This is a genomic window from Pseudovibrio sp. Tun.PSC04-5.I4, assembly GCF_900104145.1.
GTDB lineage: Bacteria > Pseudomonadota > Alphaproteobacteria > Rhizobiales > Stappiaceae > Pseudovibrio.
In genome coordinates this window covers 3,403,152-3,422,892 of the sequence record NZ_FNLB01000006.1, presented here as the reverse complement: position 1 = coordinate 3,422,892, position 19,741 = coordinate 3,403,152, and the positions used below count along the sequence as shown (strand labels likewise).

Here is a 19,741-nt window from a genome sequence, read left to right as displayed (position 1 = left end):
ACCGATCACTGGTCTAGCGCAACACTCTTTATCAAGGCAAACACCTGCTGCCCTGCGCCCAGTTGCAACTCATGTACCGAATGCCGGGTCAACCGCGCCCGCAAATGCTGCGCACCAACGCGGCAATCAACCTCCGCATAAGGGCCGGAGGTCTCGGTAATGCCTTCAATACTGACAGCCAGAACATTCCGCACAGAGGCTTCAACAGGTGCATACCGCGCCAAGGCAACGTCCTTGGCTTTGATGCGAATACGAGCGTCTTGCCCAACCTCGCCAAGTTGCCCCGGCAATTGCAGTCTCTGCCCTTCCAGCGCAAACTCCGTCATCTGCCACTGCGCATCATAGCTACTGAGCTGAGCGAACAACAAAGACCCCGCATCTGGGCCCGCTGCCAACTGAGGCAACTCCAGATTACTCAGCATCTGCGCAATAGGCCCATGCGCAACAACAGCGCCTTGATCGAGCAGCACCAACGTATCAGCAAGCTGCTCTATCTCACCAAGGCTGTGGCTCACATAAAGCATAGGAATGCCAAACTCAGTCTTGAGCTTGAGAAGATACGGCAGAATCTCCGCTTTGCGAGAGGCATCCAACGAAGCCAGCGGCTCATCCAACACCAGAATTTGCGGACCAGAAAGCAAGGCCCGCCCAATGGCGACACGTTGCTTCTCACCACCAGACAATCCAAATACCCTGCGCTTCAAAAGGTGAGCGATGCCAAGCAGCTCAGTAATCTCAGCAAGACCAACAGCCGATTTACGCCCCGCAGCCCATTGGCTGTAAAGCAGGTTCCGCTCCACATTCATATGCGGAAACAGGCGGGAATCCTGAAACACCATCCCCACACCACGCTTCTGAATAGGTATGTTGATGGAGCTATCCCGATCAAAAACAACTCGATCACCCAACCGGATGCTGCCTTTATCAGGCACGGTCAAACCCGCAATCATGCGAATGAGCGAGGACTTACCTGCCCCGGACCGTCCGAAGATAGCCGTAATCCCGCTATTGGCCGCAAACTTAGCATTCAGGGAAAAATTGCCCAGCTGACTGGAAATATCGACGTCAATCATGCTGCCCTCCCAACTTGCGGGTAAGGCGCCTAGAGACCACCTCAGAAAGCACCAGTGCAGAGATGGAAACAACAACCGCAATAACGGTCAGGCGGATCGCCCCCGCATCACCGGATAGGCTCTGCATCTCGGTATAGAGCGCCAGAGACAACGTCCGCGTCTCTCCGGGAATGTTGGAGACGAAGGTGATCGTCGCGCCGAACTCACCCATGGCCTTAGCAAACCCAAGCACAGCCCCGCTCAAAATGCCCGGCAGAGCCAAAGGCAGCGTGATAAGCAAAAACGTTTTGAGCCGAGAGGTTCCAAGGGAGTGCGACGCCTCTTCCAGCTGACCATCAGACAGCTCAAAAGAGAGCTTCACAGGGCGAATGATGAGCGGAAACGCCATAATCCCGGCAGCCAAAGCAGCACCAGTCCAGCGGAACGCAAACACAATCCCAAACGCATCCGCAAAAAAGCTACCCAGCGCACCTTGCCGACCAAACAGCACCAGCAACACATAACCTGTAACCACAGGCGGCAAAACAATCGGCAAATGCACAATGGCATTAATCAACGTATGTCCAGGAAACTTCCAACGGGCGAGAGCGTACCCAAGCAGAACAGCAGGCGGCAGCGCAATCGCAATTGCAAGGCTGGCAACCTGTAGCGACAGCGTAATAGCTGCCCATTCTGCGTCCGTTAGATAAAAGCTCAATCGCCACTCACTTTGAAACCGTGCGCCTGAAAGATAGCCTGCCCTTCAGTACTTTTCAAAAACTCCATAAACTGTTCGCTACTCTTGGAATGGGTGGTCGTCAAGGCTCCCGGAATAACAATCCTGCGATGACTCTCTGGCGGAAATTCAGCCAACACACGAACGCCATGCTCCGCTTTCGCATCAGAGGAATAAACCAAAGCCAACGGAACCTCACCGCGCGCAGCCGCAGCCAAGGCAATACGAACGTTGTCCATAGGTGCAAGGTGATGCGCAACACCATCCCACAAGCCCAGATGCGTCAAAGCTTCTTTGCCATATCGCCCGGCTGGGACTGTCTCAGGCTCCCCCATTGCAAGGCGGCCATCTGCAAGCACAGAGGCGAGCGCGTCCGCATCCAGCTCAACAGTCAAATCCGGTAGAGATGCAGAGCCAACAAGCACCAACCCGTTCGAAGCCAGCTCCACAACGCTCTCATCAATCACCGCACCGTTTTTGGCAACAAATGCCATCCACGCATCATCAGCTGTCACCAGCACATCCGCAGGCGCTCCGGCGACTACGTGACGAGAGATCACCTGAGATCCACCAAAGGAAAACTCGGTCTTCGTGTTGTGGGTTGCATCAAATTGAGCACCAGCATCTTCCAGCACATCTTTAAGGCTGGAGGCAGCAAACACCAGAATACGTTCAGGCTCCTGCGCAAACGAGGCAACTCCGCCGCTTAGGGCAACAACTAGACTTAAAAAGGCCACGCATAAAAATCGCCTGAAAACAGTCAGCACAGATACACTCCATTTCATGTGTCCAACTGTAACTATAAGAACCTAGCCAAGCTGACCCACTGACACATATCAAGCGCACAGCAGGTTTCGTCAAGCATATCCCCGAAAAGCAGATGCTGGCTTACAAGGTCGCGTATTGACTAATTTAGGGAACGAGCCCTACCCACCAAACCCAGTCCTTGGCCGAACTCGACGGTTTGGTGGGTACGTAGCACGTTAAAATCGCCGCGAATAAGCGCTAAACCTGTAATGGTTATGGCAGAATGACGACCGCTTCCACTTCAAAGAGCATCGGATCAATTGCCAGCTTTGGAACAGGAACAAGGGTCTGTGCCGGTAGCGTCTCGCCGAACATCTTCTTGACGTTTTGGGTCAACACACCAAGTTTCGATGGCTCATGATCAACCACAAAGACTGTGAGCTTTGCAACTTGATCCGGCGTCGCATCGAGTGCATCAAGAACCGTTTTCAAATTTGCATAGGCCTGTTGAACCTGCACCGAGAAATCAGGCGAATAAGTGCCTTTTTCATCTGCGCCGCCTTGTCCAGATATATAGGCGACCCGGGTTCCAGCTGGCGCAATCACTGATACGCTATAGCCATTAGCCGAAGGATCATAAAGGTTTTGTGGATTGACGATGGTGAGTTTATCCGCAGTCTCATTAGCTGAAGCAGTGGTTGGAAAAGTAGTAGACATTATGAGGAATCCTCCGATTACTAAAATATTCTTTAAGTGCGACATGCCGGTCTCCCTGGCCAATTTACTAGAACTTGGTTGGTCAGCTCTGTGCCGCTCCTAGATACAGATTAGCTCCTGACAATTCTTGTCAGTATGGTTATAGTCAAACTCATTCAGGTAAAAATAAGCTGTAACTGGAGATTGTTTGTGAGCCGCTCTGATCGCCTAATTCGCCTGATGCAAGTATTGCGGCGATTGCCTTCGCCCGTAACCGCATCAAGGCTGGCTTTGGAAATGGAGATTTCGGAGCGCAGCATTTACCGCGACATCCAAAGCCTTCGGTCCTCTGGCGCGATAATCGATGGGGAAGCGGGATATGGCTATACGCTAACTGAAGACCCTTCACTGCCGCCAATGCATTTTGAGGCCGATGAGGTGGAAGCGTTGGCTCTTGGTCTGCATACCGTCGTCAAACTTGGTAATTCAGAATTCACCTATGCAGCACAGAACGCATTGGTGAAGTTAGAAGCAAGCCTTCCACAAAGTATGCGCCAACGGTTGCGGCATGCGACCGTCGGCAGCCACATCCTGCGCAACACGCCCACATCTGAGGCGGATTTCCCGGGTCTGCGCGACGCTATCTGGAATGAACAAGCGGTTTGCCTTGATTATCTGGATTTGAAGGACCGCCTGTCAAAACGTAAAGTTTGGCCACTCACCATCTACTTCTTTAGCGAGGTGCAGGCCCTGATCTCCTGGTGTTGTCTGCGGGAAGATTTTCGCATGTTCCGGTTGGATCGGATCAAGTCGGTTGAATTTTTGGACGAATTCTTCCGTCCTAAACGGGTCGGATTGCTGCGCGATTATTTTGAACGGGAAAAAGAATGTGAATGACCATAGTTCGGTGTCCGCTGTTCCGCATTAACAGACATTCACAAACTTCATTTTCTCATTGCGACCACCTAAGCATAAACGACTGAGTTTCTACGATCCTCCCGGATCATGTCAGCAGCTTTTTCAGCAATCATGATGGTTGGGGAGTTGGTGTTGCCGGAAACAATGCGCGGCATGACAGACGCATCCACCACACGCAGGCCTTCAATGCCTTTCAGCTTCAATCGTTCATCAACCACCGTCCCCATGGAACAGGTTCCAACCGGATGGAAAATCGTGGTGCCAATATCGCCCGCAGCCGTTACAAGGTCTTCATCACTGTTGAGGTGAGCACCCGGCAGATATTCCTCGGGCGAGAATTCCTGCATCACCTTTGTTTCCATGAGCTTCCGCGTCATCCGCAAACTATCTGCCGCCACGCGCCGGTCAGTCTCCTCCGACAGGTAATTCGGCTGAATTTTCGGGTGGGCCATCGCATTGCCAGACCCAATATGAACACTGCCCCGTGAATCTGGCCGCAAGTTACAAACACTTGCCGTAATCGCCGGGAAATCATGCAAAGGCTCACCGAACTTTTCCAACGACAGCGGTTGAATATGGTACTCGATGTTGGGTGTTTCATAGGATTTATCGGAGCGCGTAAACACCCCAAGCTGACTTGGCGCCATCGACATTGGGCCAGACCGCGTCAACGCATATTCCGCCGCAATCATAGCCTTGCCCACCAACGAATTCGCCCGCTGGTTCAGCGTAACCGTATTCTGAACTTTATAGATGCTTCTGATCTGGAGATGATCCTGAAGGTTTTCGCCAACGTGTGGCTGGTCCAGCACCATATCAATTCCAAATGACCTAAGGCGCTCGCCTGAGCCAATACCAGACAATTCCAGAATTTGTGGCGATCCAATTGCACCGGCACATAAAACGATCTCACCGGTACACTCCGCTGAAACCATCTCGCCCTTCGCCATTATGCAAACACCGGATGCACGCCGCCCGGCAAACTTGAGCGTTGTCACCTGTGCATCAGTCACAACCTTGAGGTTGCTCCGGTCAACAACAGGCTTTAAAAATCCCTTGGCCGTACTCCAACGCAACCCTTTGCGCTGGTTCACCTGAAAATAGGAGGACCCGAAATTGTCACCGCCATTAAAATCTTTGATTTTGGGAATGCCCATCTCTTCGCAGGCATCGCGGAACCGGTCGAGAATAGGCCACGACAAGCGCTGCTCTTCAACGCGCCATTCCCCACCCTCACCATGCACATCAGATGTTCCGGCATAATGGTCCTCTGATTTGAGGAAGTAAGGCAGAACATCATCCCACGCCCAGCCAGTCAGCCCCAGCTGGCGCCATCCATCATAATCCTGCGCTTGCCCGCGCAAATACAGCATTCCATTGATGGAGGAACACCCACCCAGCAATTTGCCGCGCGGGTAATTCAGCTTACGTCCATTCAATCCCGGCTCGGCCTCGGTCTGAAACCCCCAATCCATGCGAGGGTTCCCCATGCAGTAGAGATAGCCAACCGGGATATGTACCCACGGGTGCTTGTCATTTCCGCCAGCTTCCAGCAGCAACACCTTCACATCAGGGTCTTGAGACAGGCGGTTGGCAACAACACATCCCGCAGAACCTGCCCCCACCACAATATAGTCCCAAGTTCCCAATGCGCGCATGGCCTTCTCCCAAGTCCAAATCCTACTCTAAACCTAGGATAGAAACTGATTTGACTGATTGCACTAGGAAGATATGTTTAGATCACTCGCGGTGAGCAACAGCTGCAAAACATCCTCGCCGCGCATAATGCATCTGGATGTAGTCAATCTCGGAGTTCTCAAAGAATTTCTGCAGCAAGGGCTTAATGTCGTCACCCTGTGCGATATCCGCATCCACCATCAGATGGTTGGCATCTAATCCCCGAAGAGCCAGCAGACGGGTGCTGAGAGAGAGCGGAACCTCATCAACATAAGGCGCAGCTTCCACTGCATTTTCCCGCACGAAGACAGCATGAGAGGCTTTGTAAGGCGTTTCATTGGGCTGGTACATGTAATTCACAGGGAACACCCGCTCCCCAATTTCCGCATCATCCAGTGTGACACGACAAGGAAATCCGGGCTTTTCGTCAGCCACATAGGTGATCACATGACGCGCTGCGAGGTCTTCCTCGCTCAAGCTGTTAAGCGCTTCAAATTCGTTAGATCTCAATCCAGTAATAACAAAAGTCATAGGGTTCTCCTCGTGTTGGGAGCAACCTATGACCTTCGAGATTCATGAGCCACCCGATTTCCGAGCGGTAAAAAAGCAAAGCCGGGTTTCAGACAAGACCACGCACTCAAACCAGCTTCACGTTCCCAAAGGCAGATGGTTGTCATCTCTCAACGTGTCCATTGCAATAGAGCTGCGCACATTCTGAACGGCCTCATGCGGCAACAGATCATCATTGATGACCTCACTCAGCGCCTTCAGATCACGCACCCTGATTTTCAGCATGTAATCCATGTCACCCGTCATGGCGTAGGCTTCCTGCACGCTTGGGATTGTGCGCACCAGATCCCGAAACAGCCTTGCATTTTCCTTGTTATGCGTGGCCAGCGCCACACCAACAAAGGCCATCACATCCAACCCGAGATAGGCAGGACAGAGATCGGCCTTGTATCGCCGGATGACCCGCTCCTGCTCCAACCGCGTTCGGCGGCGAGAAACCTGAGAAGCAGATAAATGAATCACCTCCCCCAATTCCTGATTGGTCTGGCTAGCATCTTCTTGCAGCGCTGCAAGTAACTTTAGGTCAAATCGGTCAAGCTCAATCATTTATCGCACCAAATCCTTATATGACGCACATTTCGTGCATATACTGCGTGATTTTACGTAAGAACGCAAACCTGTCGCGCCTGAGATACCTCAGAATAACTCTAAACTGATTTTATCTTGTTTGAGGAGGAACAAATGGGCCCGTTTCCACACGATGCAGCACCTGCTGAAATCACAAAAGAAAACCCAGCTGGCACAGACGGCTTCGAGTTCGTCGAATTTGCGCACCCTGAGCCTGAAAAGCTGGAGATCCTCTTCCGCAAGATGGGCTACACCGCAGTTGCAAAACACAAGAGCAAAAACATCACCCTCTACCGTCAGGGCGATGTGAACTACCTCCTCAATGCAGAGCCAAACAGCTTTGCCTCCAGGTTCATTGAGGAGCACGGCCCATGCGCACCATCCATGGCATGGCGCGTGGTTGATGCACAGCAGGCGTTTGAACATGCGCTCAACTGCGGCGCTGAAGCCTACACCGGGTCCGACAAAACCATGGATGCCCCAGCCATCAAAGGCATTGGCGGATCCCTGCTCTACTTCATCGATACGTACGGCGACAAAGGCTCAGCCTATACAGAGGAATTCGATTGGATCGATGAAGTTGACCCACGCCCAACCGGCAAGAGCTTCTATTACCTCGACCACCTGACCCACAACGTCTATCGCGGCAACATGGATAAGTGGTGGTCTTTCTACCGCGAGCTCTTCAACTTCAAGCAAATCCATTTCTTTGATATAGATGGTCGCGTCACCGGCCTCGTCAGCCGCGCGATCACCTCACCTTGTGGCAAGATCCGTATTCCGCTGAACGAATCCAAGGATGACACCAGCCAGATCGAAGAGTACCTGCGGAAGTACAAAGGCGAAGGCATTCAGCACATCGCGGTTGGCACGGATGACATCTACGACGCCACGGATATGTTGGCAGAGGCTGGCCTCAAGTTCATGCCAGGACCACCGCAAACCTATTACGACCGCAGTGCTGAGCGCGTGAACGGCCATGATGAGCCGCTAGACCGCATGGCAAAGCACGGCGTTCTCATTGATGGCGAAGGCGTTATCGATGGTGGCATGACGAAGATCCTTCTGCAGATCTTCTCCAAAACCGTCATCGGCCCAATCTTCTTCGAGTTCATTCAACGCAAAGGCGACGAAGGCTTCGGCGAAGGCAACTTCCGCGCCCTATTTGAAAGCATTGAGGAAGACCAAATCCAACGCGGCGTCCTAAAAACCGACTCTGTTGAGTAGGTCAAAAACCATCAAGTCGAGGATGGCAACATCCTCGGCTAATTATGTAAAACCAACCATCGTCAGCCCCACAATCCAGAGATAACTCACCACAACACAAAACACCGTAACCGGCAGCATCCAGAAACAGAATTGCCAGAACGTGAAGGGTGTTGCTCCAAACTTCTCAGCCTGTTGAACCACAATCACATTGCTGGCAGCTGAGATGATGAAGAGGTTCCCGGCAGCTGTTGAGATCGTGGAGAGCATCATGAATGTCCCCATGCTGCCGCCATCTAAAAGCTTCAGATACAGCTCCACCACAGGCACGTTAGAGAACAACTGACTGGCCCAGAAGCTGACAACAGCTGTCACAGTCAAATCCGCAAGCTCGCCCTGCAATGAGCCAAGCAGGTATTGCAGGGAGCCTGATTGGTACAATGCTCCTGTGACGATGAACATGGCGACAAAGAAGACAAGCGTCGCCCAATCCACTTCCTTCAGCACACGCAAGCGTTCATCCCCCGCCAGATAAATCGGCAGACACGAGACAAGCCCAACCCAGCCAAACGGCAGCGGCCCAAAGTGAAAGTAAGTGCGGCCCAAACTATCACCCACAATAATTCCGACCAACACAACCACGGAGATCAGCGCAGGCCATTGCTTGCGGCTCACTACAATCACCTCAGCCTTGCTCTCAGCATCAGTAGAACCAATCACACTCTCATCCGAACCGTTCTTTTTCACCAGCCGGTGGAACCGAAAGAAAACAGCCGTGAGGCAGATCACACCCGGAACCAAAGCCCAAATTGCAAAAGTCGCCAGCATATTCGGGAAATTGGCTGCGTTCACCACCAAGATATTCTGCGGGTTCCCCACGGGAGACACCATGGATCCAACGGTAACAGCTGCGCACAAAGCCACCAGCACACCGGCAAGTTTCCATTGAAAAGCCCTGCTCAAAATAATCGCAATGGGCACGCCGATCACCGCAGCAGCATCATTGGTCAAAACCGCAGCGCACACAGCAGAGGCAACAATGAACCACAGCAACGCCAATCTTGGTTGGGCTCGTTTCAGCAGCAGATCAGCAATTTCCTGCGAAAGCCCTGTGTCATAGAGCGAAGAGGCGATGCTGAATACGGCAAACAGATAACCGATCAGCTGCCAGTCAACGGCCCAAAACGCATCTTCCGGGGCAATCTCTCCCAGCATCAGCAATACAATCGCCCCTGCCAGCATAATGTGCCAGATCCGAACCAGAGGCGGCAGCCATTGGCGGACAGCAATTGCAAGAAAGATAAGCGCAGAAACACCGAGAGAAATCGACATTCTTCACCGTAACCAGCTCCATTTGACAGCTGATTAATGCCAGTTCCCACAATCGAGCGAAATCCTTGGATGCTTGTAGAGAGTTCTCTCCTATTCTCAGGCAAAGTCAGGCAACATTCAGGGTCTTCATGAAGCTCAATAAGGCAATGCTAGGGACTAACTTTTTCGCAGGCGATGTCGTGGGCGGCCTTGGCCCTTATCTGGCGATTTACCTACTCGCGGGTCTACAATGGTCTCCCGGCAGCATCGGCATAGTCCTTGCTATCGGCTCGTTGACCACCGTTGCGTTTCAAACCCCCGCCGGCGCTTTCATTGACAACACCAGCAGCAAACGTCTCCTCCTCGCCTCCTGTGCCTTGTTGATTGGTGCAGCAACGCTCTCAATCTTGCTGTTCTCCCAATACCAAATCATTATCTATGTCGCCCAAATCCTCATGGGCATTGCCATTGCCTTTGTCGGCCCCTGCATTGCAGCTATAACCCTCGGCATTTCAGGGCCGGAGCACTTCACTGTGCAAATGGGAGCCAATCAGGCAGCCAACCACTCAGGCAACGTCTTTGCCGCTTTGTTGGGCGCAGGTCTTGCACTTTGGATCTCTGCCGAAGGCGTCTTTTGGCTGGTCGCCATGATGGCCATTGGCATGGCAATCTGCGTCGGCATGGTGGATGGCTCCAAGATCAATCACAATGCAGCACGCGGTGGCCTCACCCACAGTTCCAACGATGGTGATGAACCTTCCGCACTTGCAACCGTGCTCTCGGATAAACGCCTCGTGACGCTGGTCATGTGCGTGTTCATGTTCCACTTTGCCAACGCTGCCATGCTCCCGCTGGTGAGCCAAAAACTGTCGATCAATTCAAACGTCAACATCGGCATTGCGTTTGTTTCTGCCTGTATCATCGTCGCCCAATTCTGGATGGTGCTCATGTCTCTGCTGTGCGCAGCCAAGGCAGATGCATGGGGCCGAAAGCCGCTCTTCCTGCTGGCATTCTTCATCCTGCCCATTCGTGGCTTGTTGTTTATGTGGCTGGAAGATCCCTACGCTCTGATCTCAGTTCAGTCGCTGGATGGCATCGCCAATGGCATTTTCGGAGTGATCATCCTCCTCATCGCTGCAGACCTGACCCACGGCACAGGACGTTTCAACCTCGTGCAGGGAGCCTTGGCAGCTGTTGTTGGCATAGGCTCAGCATTCTCCAATTTGATAGCAGAGGAAATCGTGCAATTCTTCGGCTATGCACCCGCCTTCATCACACTGGCGAGCCTCGCCTTGGTGGGCGGCTTTATGTATTTGATTTTGATGCCGGAGACCCTGCAAAAGAGGGTAGACACGGATACAGATGTTTCACCTCACCAAACGAGCTAGTCCTTACGAATAGGTCATCTCATATTTCAGGTAAAACCGCCGATAAATACAACTCCTCTCTTTATTTGTTTGCCCTCTAAAATTTATGCTTGTACCTAACAAATCACAGAGACCACTTTTGAGCGATACGTAGGCAAGTACTCGAATGATTGAAAAAGCTGGTAAAGAACAAGTCCGCCGGCAAAACCGGTTTGTGGTTTTGTCCAGTTTACGGCAACATTCTTCTCTTGCACGGGTCGACTTGGGCAGGTTGACAGGCTTATCTCTTGCAGCAGTAACATCCATTACTGCCGATCTCACAGACCGGGGCCTGATCACCGAAGAGATGGAGCAGCCCAACCCCAATGCGAATACACGAGGCCGACCGCGAACATACCTGTGCCTGCGAGATGATGTAGCCCATGTTGTTGCTGTAAAGATCTCAGTGGACCGTGTCAGCCTCTCACTCGTGGATTACACCGGCCACCAACATGCCGAAGCCAAGTTCATCGTGGAATCCTCAGACATGGGCGGAGATGCATTCGTCACTCTGCTCACAAATGAAATCAAAGCCTTGCTCAAAACTGAGCCTTTGAGGGCGCGCAGCGTGATGGAAATTACGGTTGCGACCCAAGGCATCGTTGGCAAACGCAACGGCTCAATCATCTGGTCGCCAACAATCGCAGAACGTCAGGTAGAGCTTACCGCAAAACTCTCCCGGTCTTTGGGCATCACCTGTACGCTTTACAACGATACCAACATGATCGCAGAAGCCCTGCACCGGCAAGACACCGAAAAATACAGCGGCAACTTCGTCGTGGTTTATATCGACCGTGGTGTGGGTATGGGCATCTTCATCAAGAACGCATTGTACCGGGGAGAGACGGGAGCTGCAGCTGAATATGGCCACTCACCTTTCACACCAGACGGTGCAGCGTGCAGATGCGGCATGATGGGGTGTCTGGAAGCTTACATAGCCGATTATGCGCTCTATCGCGAAGCACAAAAGCTCCCCAAAGAAACCTCTCCGTCAGCCATGTTCTACGGCCCGGAATACATCCAGAACCTGCGCGAAAAAGCCCGTGAAGGCAACGCGCAGGCTCAAAAGGTGTTTACTGATGCAGGCTTTGCTCTGGGCGTCAGCCTTGCTCGCACCATCTCGCTGCTGGATCCAAGCCGCATTGTCCTGACGGGCAAAGCAATGCAAGCCTATGACCTGTTTAAGCACGGCATGAACAAAGGGCTGGAAAGCAGCCTCCTGACGCCACTGCTCGATTCCGTTAATTTGGAAGTCTTACCGTGGGATGAGGATTTCATCCTGCAAGGTCTGCTCATCAAGGCCCTCAAGCATTTGGATCAAGCGCTGGTGCATTGAGCCTTTCGCTGGAGCACAATAGACGTTCCCAAACCTCCAGCAGCTGCAATCATAGCAAGACCGAGCGCACCCTCAGGCTCGGTCTTTAGCTCATGGAAAAGTCGGACTGCCAGAATAGCGCCAGACGCACCAATAGGATGGCCCCGCGCTAATGCCCCGCCTCCACGATTGACGGCCAACCTGTCAAAATCAAACGCATCGGCACACGCGATCGCCTGAGACGCAAACGCTTCCATGATCTCAACAACAGCAAAATCCTGCGCCTTCACGTTGGTTTTGGAAAGCACCCGCTTCGTTGAGGCAATTGGTGCCAGACCCGGCAATACAGGATCAGCTCCACTCCGACTACTGCCCATAATTTCAAGCGCATAATCAGGCTTCAGCCGCTCCAATACAGCTGCGGAAACGACAAGCAACGCAGCAGCAGCATCGGCCTCAACAGCAGTCGTTGCAGACGTCTGCACATACTCACTCGTCCCAGCAAGCACCTTAGCGCGCGCTGCCAACTGTACTGAGAGATTCCGCGTAAATCCATCCTTCAGCTCAGCCTGCTCGCCCAGTAAAACAAGCTCACGCTCACAAGAATGCAATGCCTTTTGGTGGCTCTCAACAGCCCAATCATTCTGGCGAGTATCGGAGATAAGAAACGCCTCAGCCAAATGAACAGCCGCCTCAATCATATCAGGGTCGCGATCTGTCCATGGCGTAAACGGAGGTCGCAAATAAAACTCGGGGCACCCATCTTGCCCGTGATGCGCTCGCAAAGGTCGCTTTGAGTAGCTTTCCAAACCACCGCACAAAACAACATCAGCCTGACCGGAAACAACACTACTCGCGGCCAGAACCACGCTATCAAGGCCCGAACAACACTGACTATCGATGGTTGAAGCTGGAACGGAGGCAGGCAAACCACTGTGCAACGCGGCAACGCGAGCCGGATTGCCGCCGCCATAAAGCGCATTCCCGAGTACGACCTCATCAACATCGTCCGAACCGAGGCCCGCATCCGCAAGAGCAGCGGTCGCCACCGGTGCCCATAACTCATGCACACCACGACCAGCATGAACACCACCGCGAGGTTCAACACTCGTTCGTCGCGCAGCAATTAGATAAGCAGAGGCCATCAACCCAACTCCTGCTCATAACGCCGAGCCAGCTGCCCAAAATCTGTTTTACCACTTGCCGTCATTGGCCAATCCCCATCCAACAACACAACACGCCGTGGAGCTTTGGATGCGCCGAGTTTTTCTCTCAAATCCCGCAGCAAACCCGAAGGATCCAACTCCTGTTGGCTCGCAGCTTGAACCAAAGCAACCGCAACAGTTCCGCGCACCTCATCAGAGCTAGGCAAAACAGCAGCATGAGCAACGTCGCTTCGGCTCTCCAGATACCGTTCAGCCTCTTCGGGGTAAATATTAACCCCAGAACTCACCAGCATCCTGTTTTCACGCCCGATGACATACAGGAACCCATTAGCATCAAGCCAGCCATGATCCCCGATGGTGACAAACCGGCCATCCTGCCGAAAGCTATCATCAGACCCGCAAGCATACCCGTCAAACACATGCGGGCTGGCAACCCAGATGCATCCGGTCTCGCCCGTTCCAAGACACGCACCCACTGAGTTGCGGATCTCCAGCTTAATATCCGGTACAGGCAACCCAACCGAACCCGAGGGCGCTTCATCCAGCCGCCCCTTGATACTTACAAAACTCAGCTCTGATGCTCCGTAAAACTCAATCGCTTCTGCATTGGGTGCAACACTGCGCAAGTCAGCGAGGCCCTGCCCCGTCCACTTCGCGCCGCTGATCAAGATGCATTGCAGATCCGATAACACCACTTTGCCTTTGGCCGCTGCAATCAGGTAATGCAGTTGGGTTGGCGTCGCATAAACAACACTCGCGCCAAACTCATGCATCTGCTTGGGAAAGCGCCGGACCTGATGATGACTTATCGTCAAAACAGCAGCCCCCATATCCAACGCTTGCACAGCACCATACAAATGCAGCGAATGGCTCATAGGACCGGGCACAGCAATCCGATCAGAAGCACATAAGCCCATAACATCAAGCGAGGTCTTAAAACCCGTCAACCAAGACCCGTGACTGCGTAAATAACCTTTCGGCTCCCCAGTCGAACCGGAGGTAAAACCGATATAAAACGGGTCAGTTTCTACGGCTATGATTGAGCGTTCAGAGACAAGATCCAGCTCAGTTCCAAGAAAACTAAGAACCTCAGCATCGCCAAGGCGCGCAATACATCCCACTCTTCGCTCAGCATCGCTTTTCCGTTGCTGAGCCCACTTGCCATCCAGAACGACAGCAACCAACCCCGCTCTGATCACCCCCATAAACGCAATCAGAAACAAATCAGCCCGCTGGAAATCTAAAGCAACCGCCTCCCCGCGTTGAACAGAACCGGCAACACCGTGAGCCACACGAGAAATCGCATCTGCAAGCTGCGCCCAGCTATACCGATGCTCATCACAAAGCAAAGCCAGCGCTTGGGGGCGCTGGCTCGCAAATTGATCAATGTCTTGACCGATATAACTCATGCACGAGAAAGCAAGGCAGATGGCAAGCCACGCGCAACTGTCTGCGCAATAACCGCTGCCAAACCAACCTTGATCAAATCACCCGGAATATAAACCAGAGCACCAAGAGCAGACGCCTGCAGGGAGATATCAACCTTGTACGCCACAACCGGAATACCAATCAGGTAAACCATGCCAATACCGCCAATAACACCAGCCAGCACAGCACTAGCAAGTACGTTCAGTTTGCGTGTCAGGTTCATCACGAGACCAGCAACCATAGCACCCACGATCCAGCCAACCAGATACCCAGCAGACGCACCGTAAAACACGCCGATACCACCACGACCACCGGAAAGCAGCGGAAGACCAAGGGCGACGAGGAACAGCAGCAAAGCCACAGCCAAACCACCACGGACCGGGCCAAGCATAATACCGGCCAGCATAACGCCAAGCGTTTGCGCGGTAATAGGCACGCCACCTACAAATGCAAAGTTAATCGGCGGCACCAGCCCGAGAGCTGCAATAAGAGCCGCGTAAAAAGCGACTTGAACGAGGGTACGATCACTGGACATTTGTTTCCTTACTTTTGGTCTTGACGTCAAACCCGTCCGCACCACCTCGTGCGGTCAGGGCTTCAGCAACATGCTCTGTCATTTTTATTGCGTGCAAGGCAAAGGGTGCCAACAAGCGCCAGCTGTTAGATTTGGTCGTTCGCGCTTTATACGCCTCTTGCAGAGAAGCATAAACTGCCATCAGAACAGGAACAAACCGAATAACCAACGCGACTGCGAGTGAAACCCGCCTTGAGGATATACCAAACACACGAAGAGGCCGAAAAAGCGGCTCAACCGCATCCATCAGAGCCTCCATACGGGTGGTTATACTAATAAAGTTCGCAAGGAGCACCATCGCCAATAGGCGCAATACTGTGCTTACCCCCAGAACAACATCCCCCATTACAACATGGAAGATAAGTATAATGGAAAGCATCCAAAGAAGAGGCCGCACAACAGTTAGGGAACGTATCCCCCGCTTACCTAGGCTTACATAAAGCAGCACAGAACCGCTCAACAACCCAAGCGAAACCCACCACTCATTATAGGGTAGGACCACGAGGCTTAAAACGAACAGGCCCAGCAGCTTCAGCCGTGCCGACAACCGATGCGCCCAACTATCTCCAGCCATGTAGAGCGAGATCATGAGCCGTGCCGCCCTTCAAAATAAAGCTCAGCCCCTGCCAACTCGCTCTGCTGATAAGCACCAAGCACATCCGCCGGATCACCGTCTGCCTTGATCGATCCATTCTCGATCCAAAGCACCCGGTCATAATCACTCAGCGCATCCAGCTCATGGCTTACAAACACAATCTGCTGGTCCAACTTCTCAAGTTTGTGGCGCAAGGCATGACGCGTCCGAAGATCTAGGCTGGAAAACGGCTCATCAAGCACAATCAGCTTCGGCTCCATTATCAGCACTGCAAGAATGCAAATGAGTTGCTTCTGCCCCTCAGAGAGTTCATGAACAGGTCGCTCCGCCAAATCAGCAATGCCGTGTTCTTTCAAAAAAGCCAGACCTTGCTTTTTAGCGGGCGCCTTACCAACGCCAAGCTGACGCAAGCCAAAACACAGCTCTTCAATTGCAGTGGGAAAGATCAGCTGATGATCAGGATTTTGAAAAACAAACCCAGTGACAAGGGCAAGCCCCTTAGCCCCTTCATCAGCGCCAACACCATGAACCTTCAGCTGACCTGAGGCTATAGGCAACAACCCATTCAGGCTGCGGACAAGCGTTGATTTACCAGACCCATTCCGGCCAATAATCCCGATCCGACCCTCAGAGAGTGTTGCACTCACATCAGAGACAATCGTGGAACCACTGCGCTCAATGGAAACACAGTCAAAAAAGATTGTTTTCAGACTATCACTCACGCCGCGCCATCAATAGTTGAGAGAGGAGGCTCTCCTATACACAATGCCCTTCTTACTTGCCATAGGTTTATAGGAGACCGCTCAGAAGAACGACCAGGAGCAAACACACCTCAGCTCGTCATTCGGGCATTGATGCAATACGCAGCATTAAAGCCCTTGTGTTGCCGGCAAAGCGGATTTTACTGCCATTTCTGCCCAATGGCCGAGTGACAGCTTTTCAAGCGCTTGCGAGAACCTACTCTTCAGAGCGATTCGTTTCGTCACGATCGCGCTCATAACTAGCCGCAAGTGGAAACGGCGGCAGCCATTCCTCACGGCGCGTGGCCCAACTTTCGTAAGTAGGCACGAGTTGGCTCGTGGCATCCAAAGAACCCAGATGCACTTCGATTTCGTCTGAACTGTGTGCGAAAACGGAGGAACCACAGCGAGGGCAAAAATGTCGCCCTTCATAGTCGCGCGTTTCTCCGTCCACGACGACTGCATCCTCATGGAAGACTGCGGATGCGTAAAAGAGAGCCCCATGATGCTTGCGGCAATCAAGACAGTGACAAATGCCGACCCGATAAGGCAGACCTGATGCCACAATTCGAACGTTACCGCACAGACAGCCGCCGGTGAATTGCTCCATGTGGGTCTCCTCTGGAATCAAACAGTGGGATGTTTACAGTAAACCTTGTCTGACGTCCATGTTTCACCACCCCGAGAGCCGAGAACCACTGCATCGACATATTGGGCTCAAAGCAGCTCTTCGACGCACGGCCGACCAACGACAACACCGCTTTTAAGCTCCTCCTAAAAGGTGTTTCGTTTCGTGCACATTCCCATCTCCTAAAACAATCAAAGTCATTGCACTCGATTGTCCAGAAACTGGAAAGAACCCCACATGCCCCTAAGTAATGTCAATAGGACTATGAACACGGTATGATTACGTACGCGGATTTGGTAATCCAAATGAATGTGACTTACACGTAATTTCGTAGGTCATTTGCTCCGAGCCCAGAGAGCATGAACTGAATGAAAGAGAATATCCGCATGAAACACCGTTTCCTCACCACCTCCGTATTGGCCTGTCTGGCATTGGGCGCACTGGCTCAGGCGAGCTCTGCGCAAGAGGCCTCCTCAAACGAATGTTCTGTTGCCGAATTCACCATGGGCTTACGTTTTCAGCAGCAATCAGCCGAGGTCCGGGCACTGCAGAGACAAGCCTATAACATTGCCACGCAAAAGCTGGCTGCCGCAGTCAAAAAGGCCGCCGATCCCTCAAAACTGGCCATCGTTTCAGATCTGGACGAGACGGTGATTGATAACACCGCGCTGCTGGCCCGTGATCTAGCGAACTGCCACACCTATGACGTTTGGGACACATGGCTTCCGTGGGAACGTAACGGCAAGCCAACGCTGATCCCCGGCGCGAAAGAATTCCTAGACTACGCAAATGACCTGGGTGTTGCTATCCGCTACATTTCAGACCGCTCAGACAAGCAGAAAGACTACACACTGGCCACGCTGAAAGAGTTGGGCTTGCCGCAGATCAGCGCCGAGACAGTTCTGCTGCTCGGACCTCCCAAAGTGGAGCGCCGCGCGTCTGTGAGCAAAGACTATCAGATTGTTCTCATGCTTGGCGACACACTGCATGATTTTGACGGCGGCTTCCGCAAGACCCCGCTGGACGATCAAAAGGCATTGGTCGACGAAAACGCAGCTAAATGGGGCACCGAATGGATCGTCTTTCCGAACACCGCCTACGGCACGTGGTCCGAAGAACCCCTGACTATATGGAGCGACGAGACAATTATCGAAAAATGGTAATCAGGTCGGCTTGACCTTCCTGAACGCCGCCGGATCTGCCGGAGGCTGATTGGTCTTAAAGCCCAACCGAAACGTATTTGAGTGATGTCTGCCACTTATGGTTCCATTGGTTTACGAAGACCAATGAAATTTCCTAGATAGTGGTGTGACATCACTTGCGCAGATCACGTCGTGTGGCGAGCCGTTATCCATGTGGTCTGATAATGCGATACTGCCAATTCCGATCTACAGCCTCTCCTTATCAGTAAATACGCACGATGCTACCTTCATCATCCCATTGCATGGATGAAAAGCACTTCCCCAGTTTTGACCCCGTCGCAAAGGCGAATAAGTGAAGATGTTAAGGGGATAAATCCCGAACTCACTCTCACTGAGCATTTTACCAATTGCGGGCATATCTAATTATGCCTTTTCCTCAAGATTAGTTTATTCTCTCACACATTTCTCAGGAGCTGATTTGCGGATCAAGAATGGAGGCAATGAGATAATGACCACCAGCCATCTCAAATTGATTTTGAGGCATCTAAAGATGGTATATTCTGGAAAGAGCAGTCATCCCGCGGCCCTATTGCAAATAGACCTCAATGCCTCTTAGCAACGCATTTTCATCGCAAAAACGCAATTCCACACATAGCCACGCAAACCAAGTATCCGTATGTTAAAACAAACACTTAGCCTTGAAGAGGCTTGATACAAGCTCATAACACGAAAACTAGGTCTCCCACGACAGTCGGCGTCTTATACCCCCATCGATAAGTTTATGAGACCGACAAGAGACCCCCACCTCCAGTAATCAACAAATTCGCCAGACGTACATCCTAGACAAATTTCAAGCTGCACAGAAACCGATTTCTCTCTGCAGCTTCTTAGTCAACTTCCTTGCAATAATGCTATGCGCTTCACGGACGTAGTTTTTTATGTCCTGATCTTCCATCGCAACTGAAGTCTCAATCTGCACCCATTTGGCGCGAGCCAGATAAGGCGCAGGAATTATGCCGTCTTGTTCGGTCAAAATCTGATAGGACAATTCAGAGCATTTAAAGCTGATCTTGATGCCGGTTGAACCTTCCACCTCATCACCCCAATTGGAGCAGATCGCAAAGATCTTCCCTCCAACCTTCCAGACAGAAGCATTCCCCCACTGAACAACATTCGTTGTTCCAATCAAAGACTTACAATAAATATCAAACTCATCACGGATCAAAGCAGTTCCCCTATTTCGGAGCGCACAAAACAACAAAACCGC

The 19,741-nt window shown here is 52.2% G+C and carries 20 protein-coding genes; 5 read left to right on the top strand and 15 right to left on the bottom strand.

Annotated elements, in window-relative coordinates; all coding sequences use genetic code 11:
- Positions 1 to 5 precede the first annotated feature (5 nt).
- From modC to BLS62_RS21225, 4 genes are all read right to left on the bottom strand, one after another.
- Positions 6 to 1,073 carry a molybdenum ABC transporter ATP-binding protein gene (modC, locus tag BLS62_RS21240; RefSeq protein WP_093185512.1) on the bottom strand — a complete coding sequence of 356 codons (1,068 nt, stop codon included), beginning with the start codon at positions 1,071 to 1,073 and terminating at the stop codon, positions 6 to 8.
- Positions 1,066 to 1,770, bottom strand: coding sequence for a molybdate ABC transporter permease subunit (gene modB / locus BLS62_RS21235; RefSeq protein WP_093185507.1), 705 nt, complete (start codon positions 1,768 to 1,770; stop codon positions 1,066 to 1,068). The genes modC and modB overlap by 8 nt, the downstream gene beginning before the upstream one ends.
- Complete coding sequence (gene modA, locus BLS62_RS21230) at positions 1,767 to 2,525, bottom strand: molybdate ABC transporter substrate-binding protein (protein WP_208991007.1); 759 nt, start codon at positions 2,523 to 2,525, stop codon at positions 1,767 to 1,769. Before modA ends, modB begins: the two co-directional genes overlap by 4 nt.
- Before the next feature lie 283 nt (positions 2,526 to 2,808).
- A complete protein-coding gene (locus tag BLS62_RS21225; protein ID WP_093185502.1) occupies positions 2,809 to 3,297 on the bottom strand; it encodes a RidA family protein in 489 nt (162 codons plus the stop codon).
- Positions 3,298 to 3,441: 144 nt separating this feature from the next.
- Here BLS62_RS21225 and BLS62_RS21220 point away from each other — a divergent pair, with 144 nt between their 5' ends.
- Complete coding sequence (locus BLS62_RS21220; RefSeq protein WP_093185497.1) at positions 3,442 to 4,128, top strand: helix-turn-helix transcriptional regulator; 687 nt, start codon at positions 3,442 to 3,444, stop codon at positions 4,126 to 4,128.
- Between the two features lie 68 nt (positions 4,129 to 4,196).
- Here BLS62_RS21220 and BLS62_RS21215 read toward each other — a convergent pair whose 3' ends face one another.
- The 3 genes from BLS62_RS21215 to BLS62_RS21205 all read right to left on the bottom strand — a co-directional run bounded on the left by BLS62_RS21215 (position 4,197) and on the right by BLS62_RS21205 (position 6,942).
- The gene (locus BLS62_RS21215) at positions 4,197 to 5,807 is read right to left on the bottom strand and encodes a GMC family oxidoreductase (protein WP_093185492.1); all 1,611 of its coding nucleotides are present in this window, start codon (positions 5,805 to 5,807) and stop codon (positions 4,197 to 4,199) included.
- A gap of 82 nt (positions 5,808 to 5,889) precedes the next feature.
- On the bottom strand, positions 5,890 to 6,357 hold the full coding sequence (locus BLS62_RS21210) for a DUF1203 domain-containing protein (protein WP_093185488.1): 468 nt from the start codon (positions 6,355 to 6,357) through the stop codon (positions 5,890 to 5,892).
- Positions 6,358 to 6,474: 117 nt separating this feature from the next.
- A complete protein-coding gene (locus BLS62_RS21205; protein WP_093185483.1) occupies positions 6,475 to 6,942 on the bottom strand; it encodes an Lrp/AsnC family transcriptional regulator in 468 nt (155 codons plus the stop codon).
- Positions 6,943 to 7,077: 135 nt separating this feature from the next.
- Between BLS62_RS21205 and hppD the strand changes: the two genes are divergently transcribed.
- Positions 7,078 to 8,190, top strand: coding sequence for a 4-hydroxyphenylpyruvate dioxygenase (gene hppD / locus BLS62_RS21200; protein ID WP_093185478.1), 1,113 nt, complete (start codon positions 7,078 to 7,080; stop codon positions 8,188 to 8,190).
- Between the two features lie 42 nt (positions 8,191 to 8,232).
- Here hppD and BLS62_RS21195 read toward each other — a convergent pair whose 3' ends face one another.
- The gene (locus BLS62_RS21195; RefSeq protein WP_093185473.1) at positions 8,233 to 9,501 is read right to left on the bottom strand and encodes an ArsB/NhaD family transporter; all 1,269 of its coding nucleotides are present in this window, start codon (positions 9,499 to 9,501) and stop codon (positions 8,233 to 8,235) included.
- A 128-nt stretch (positions 9,502 to 9,629) separates the two neighbouring features.
- Between BLS62_RS21195 and BLS62_RS21190 the strand changes: the two genes are divergently transcribed.
- Both BLS62_RS21190 and BLS62_RS21185 read left to right on the top strand, forming a co-directional pair.
- The gene (locus tag BLS62_RS21190; protein ID WP_093185468.1) at positions 9,630 to 10,868 is read left to right on the top strand and encodes an MFS transporter; all 1,239 of its coding nucleotides are present in this window, start codon (positions 9,630 to 9,632) and stop codon (positions 10,866 to 10,868) included.
- A 145-nt stretch (positions 10,869 to 11,013) separates the two neighbouring features.
- Positions 11,014 to 12,222: an ROK family protein gene (locus BLS62_RS21185; RefSeq protein WP_093185464.1), complete on the top strand. Its 1,209-nt coding sequence runs from the start codon at positions 11,014 to 11,016 to the stop codon at positions 12,220 to 12,222.
- On the opposite strand, the gene BLS62_RS21180 is transcribed toward BLS62_RS21185, so the two are convergent.
- The 6 genes from BLS62_RS21180 to BLS62_RS21155 all read right to left on the bottom strand — a co-directional run bounded on the left by BLS62_RS21180 (position 12,204) and on the right by BLS62_RS21155 (position 17,314).
- Positions 12,204 to 13,346 carry a thiolase family protein gene (locus tag BLS62_RS21180; RefSeq protein WP_093185459.1) on the bottom strand — a complete coding sequence of 381 codons (1,143 nt, stop codon included), beginning with the start codon at positions 13,344 to 13,346 and terminating at the stop codon, positions 12,204 to 12,206. The two genes, BLS62_RS21185 and BLS62_RS21180, sit on opposite strands and share 19 nt — an antisense overlap.
- Positions 13,346 to 14,776 (bottom strand): AMP-binding protein, encoded by a 1,431-nt coding sequence (locus tag BLS62_RS21175; protein ID WP_093185454.1) that lies wholly within the window; start codon positions 14,774 to 14,776, stop codon positions 13,346 to 13,348. Before BLS62_RS21175 ends, BLS62_RS21180 begins: the two co-directional genes overlap by 1 nt.
- Positions 14,773 to 15,330, bottom strand: coding sequence for a biotin transporter BioY (locus BLS62_RS21170; protein ID WP_093185448.1), 558 nt, complete (start codon positions 15,328 to 15,330; stop codon positions 14,773 to 14,775). The genes BLS62_RS21175 and BLS62_RS21170 overlap by 4 nt, the downstream gene beginning before the upstream one ends.
- On the bottom strand, positions 15,320 to 15,958 hold the full coding sequence (locus tag BLS62_RS21165; RefSeq protein WP_093185442.1) for an energy-coupling factor transporter transmembrane component T family protein: 639 nt from the start codon (positions 15,956 to 15,958) through the stop codon (positions 15,320 to 15,322). Before BLS62_RS21165 ends, BLS62_RS21170 begins: the two co-directional genes overlap by 11 nt.
- A complete protein-coding gene (locus BLS62_RS21160; protein WP_093185438.1) occupies positions 15,955 to 16,686 on the bottom strand; it encodes an energy-coupling factor ABC transporter ATP-binding protein in 732 nt (243 codons plus the stop codon). The genes BLS62_RS21165 and BLS62_RS21160 overlap by 4 nt, the downstream gene beginning before the upstream one ends.
- 235 nt (positions 16,687 to 16,921) lie before the next feature.
- Positions 16,922 to 17,314 (bottom strand): GFA family protein, encoded by a 393-nt coding sequence (locus BLS62_RS21155; protein WP_093185433.1) that lies wholly within the window; start codon positions 17,312 to 17,314, stop codon positions 16,922 to 16,924.
- Positions 17,315 to 17,700: 386 nt separating this feature from the next.
- On the opposite strand from BLS62_RS21155, the gene BLS62_RS21150 reads away from it, so the two are divergent.
- Positions 17,701 to 18,495 carry a 5'-nucleotidase, lipoprotein e(P4) family gene (locus BLS62_RS21150; RefSeq protein ID WP_208991006.1) on the top strand — a complete coding sequence of 265 codons (795 nt, stop codon included), beginning with the start codon at positions 17,701 to 17,703 and terminating at the stop codon, positions 18,493 to 18,495.
- An 829-nt stretch (positions 18,496 to 19,324) separates the two neighbouring features.
- Here BLS62_RS21150 and BLS62_RS21145 read toward each other — a convergent pair.
- Positions 19,325 to 19,699, bottom strand: a complete 375-nt coding sequence (locus BLS62_RS21145) for an MmcQ/YjbR family DNA-binding protein (RefSeq protein WP_093185429.1) — start codon at positions 19,697 to 19,699, stop codon at positions 19,325 to 19,327.
- Positions 19,700 to 19,741 lie beyond the last annotated feature (42 nt).

Excerpts from the sequence above, each read along its gene's own strand:
- BLS62_RS21190 (WP_093185468.1), top strand. The coding sequence starts at position 9,630 with ATGAAGCTCAATAAGGCAATGCTAGGGACTAACTTTTTCGCAGGCGAT.
- BLS62_RS21150 (WP_208991006.1), top strand. The coding sequence starts at position 17,701 with ATGAAAGAGAATATCCGCATGAAACACCGTTTCCTCACCACCTCCGTA.
- BLS62_RS21155 (WP_093185433.1), bottom strand. The coding sequence starts at position 17,314 with ATGGAGCAATTCACCGGCGGCTGTCTGTGCGGTAACGTTCGAATTGTG.
- BLS62_RS21215 (WP_093185492.1), bottom strand. The coding sequence starts at position 5,807 with ATGCGCGCATTGGGAACTTGGGACTATATTGTGGTGGGGGCAGGTTCT.
- modC (WP_093185512.1), bottom strand. The coding sequence starts at position 1,073 with ATGATTGACGTCGATATTTCCAGTCAGCTGGGCAATTTTTCCCTGAAT.
- BLS62_RS21185 (WP_093185464.1), top strand. The coding sequence starts at position 11,014 with ATGATTGAAAAAGCTGGTAAAGAACAAGTCCGCCGGCAAAACCGGTTT.
- BLS62_RS21180 (WP_093185459.1), bottom strand. The coding sequence starts at position 13,346 with ATGGCCTCTGCTTATCTAATTGCTGCGCGACGAACGAGTGTTGAACCT.
- BLS62_RS21195 (WP_093185473.1), bottom strand. The coding sequence starts at position 9,501 with ATGTCGATTTCTCTCGGTGTTTCTGCGCTTATCTTTCTTGCAATTGCT.
- BLS62_RS21205 (WP_093185483.1), bottom strand. The coding sequence starts at position 6,942 with ATGATTGAGCTTGACCGATTTGACCTAAAGTTACTTGCAGCGCTGCAA.
- BLS62_RS21210 (WP_093185488.1), bottom strand. The coding sequence starts at position 6,357 with ATGACTTTTGTTATTACTGGATTGAGATCTAACGAATTTGAAGCGCTT.
- BLS62_RS21170 (WP_093185448.1), bottom strand. The coding sequence starts at position 15,330 with ATGTCCAGTGATCGTACCCTCGTTCAAGTCGCTTTTTACGCGGCTCTT.
- hppD (WP_093185478.1), top strand. The coding sequence starts at position 7,078 with ATGGGCCCGTTTCCACACGATGCAGCACCTGCTGAAATCACAAAAGAA.
- BLS62_RS21175 (WP_093185454.1), bottom strand. The coding sequence starts at position 14,776 with ATGAGTTATATCGGTCAAGACATTGATCAATTTGCGAGCCAGCGCCCC.
- BLS62_RS21165 (WP_093185442.1), bottom strand. The coding sequence starts at position 15,958 with ATGATCTCGCTCTACATGGCTGGAGATAGTTGGGCGCATCGGTTGTCG.
- BLS62_RS21225 (WP_093185502.1), bottom strand. The coding sequence starts at position 3,297 with ATGTCGCACTTAAAGAATATTTTAGTAATCGGAGGATTCCTCATAATG.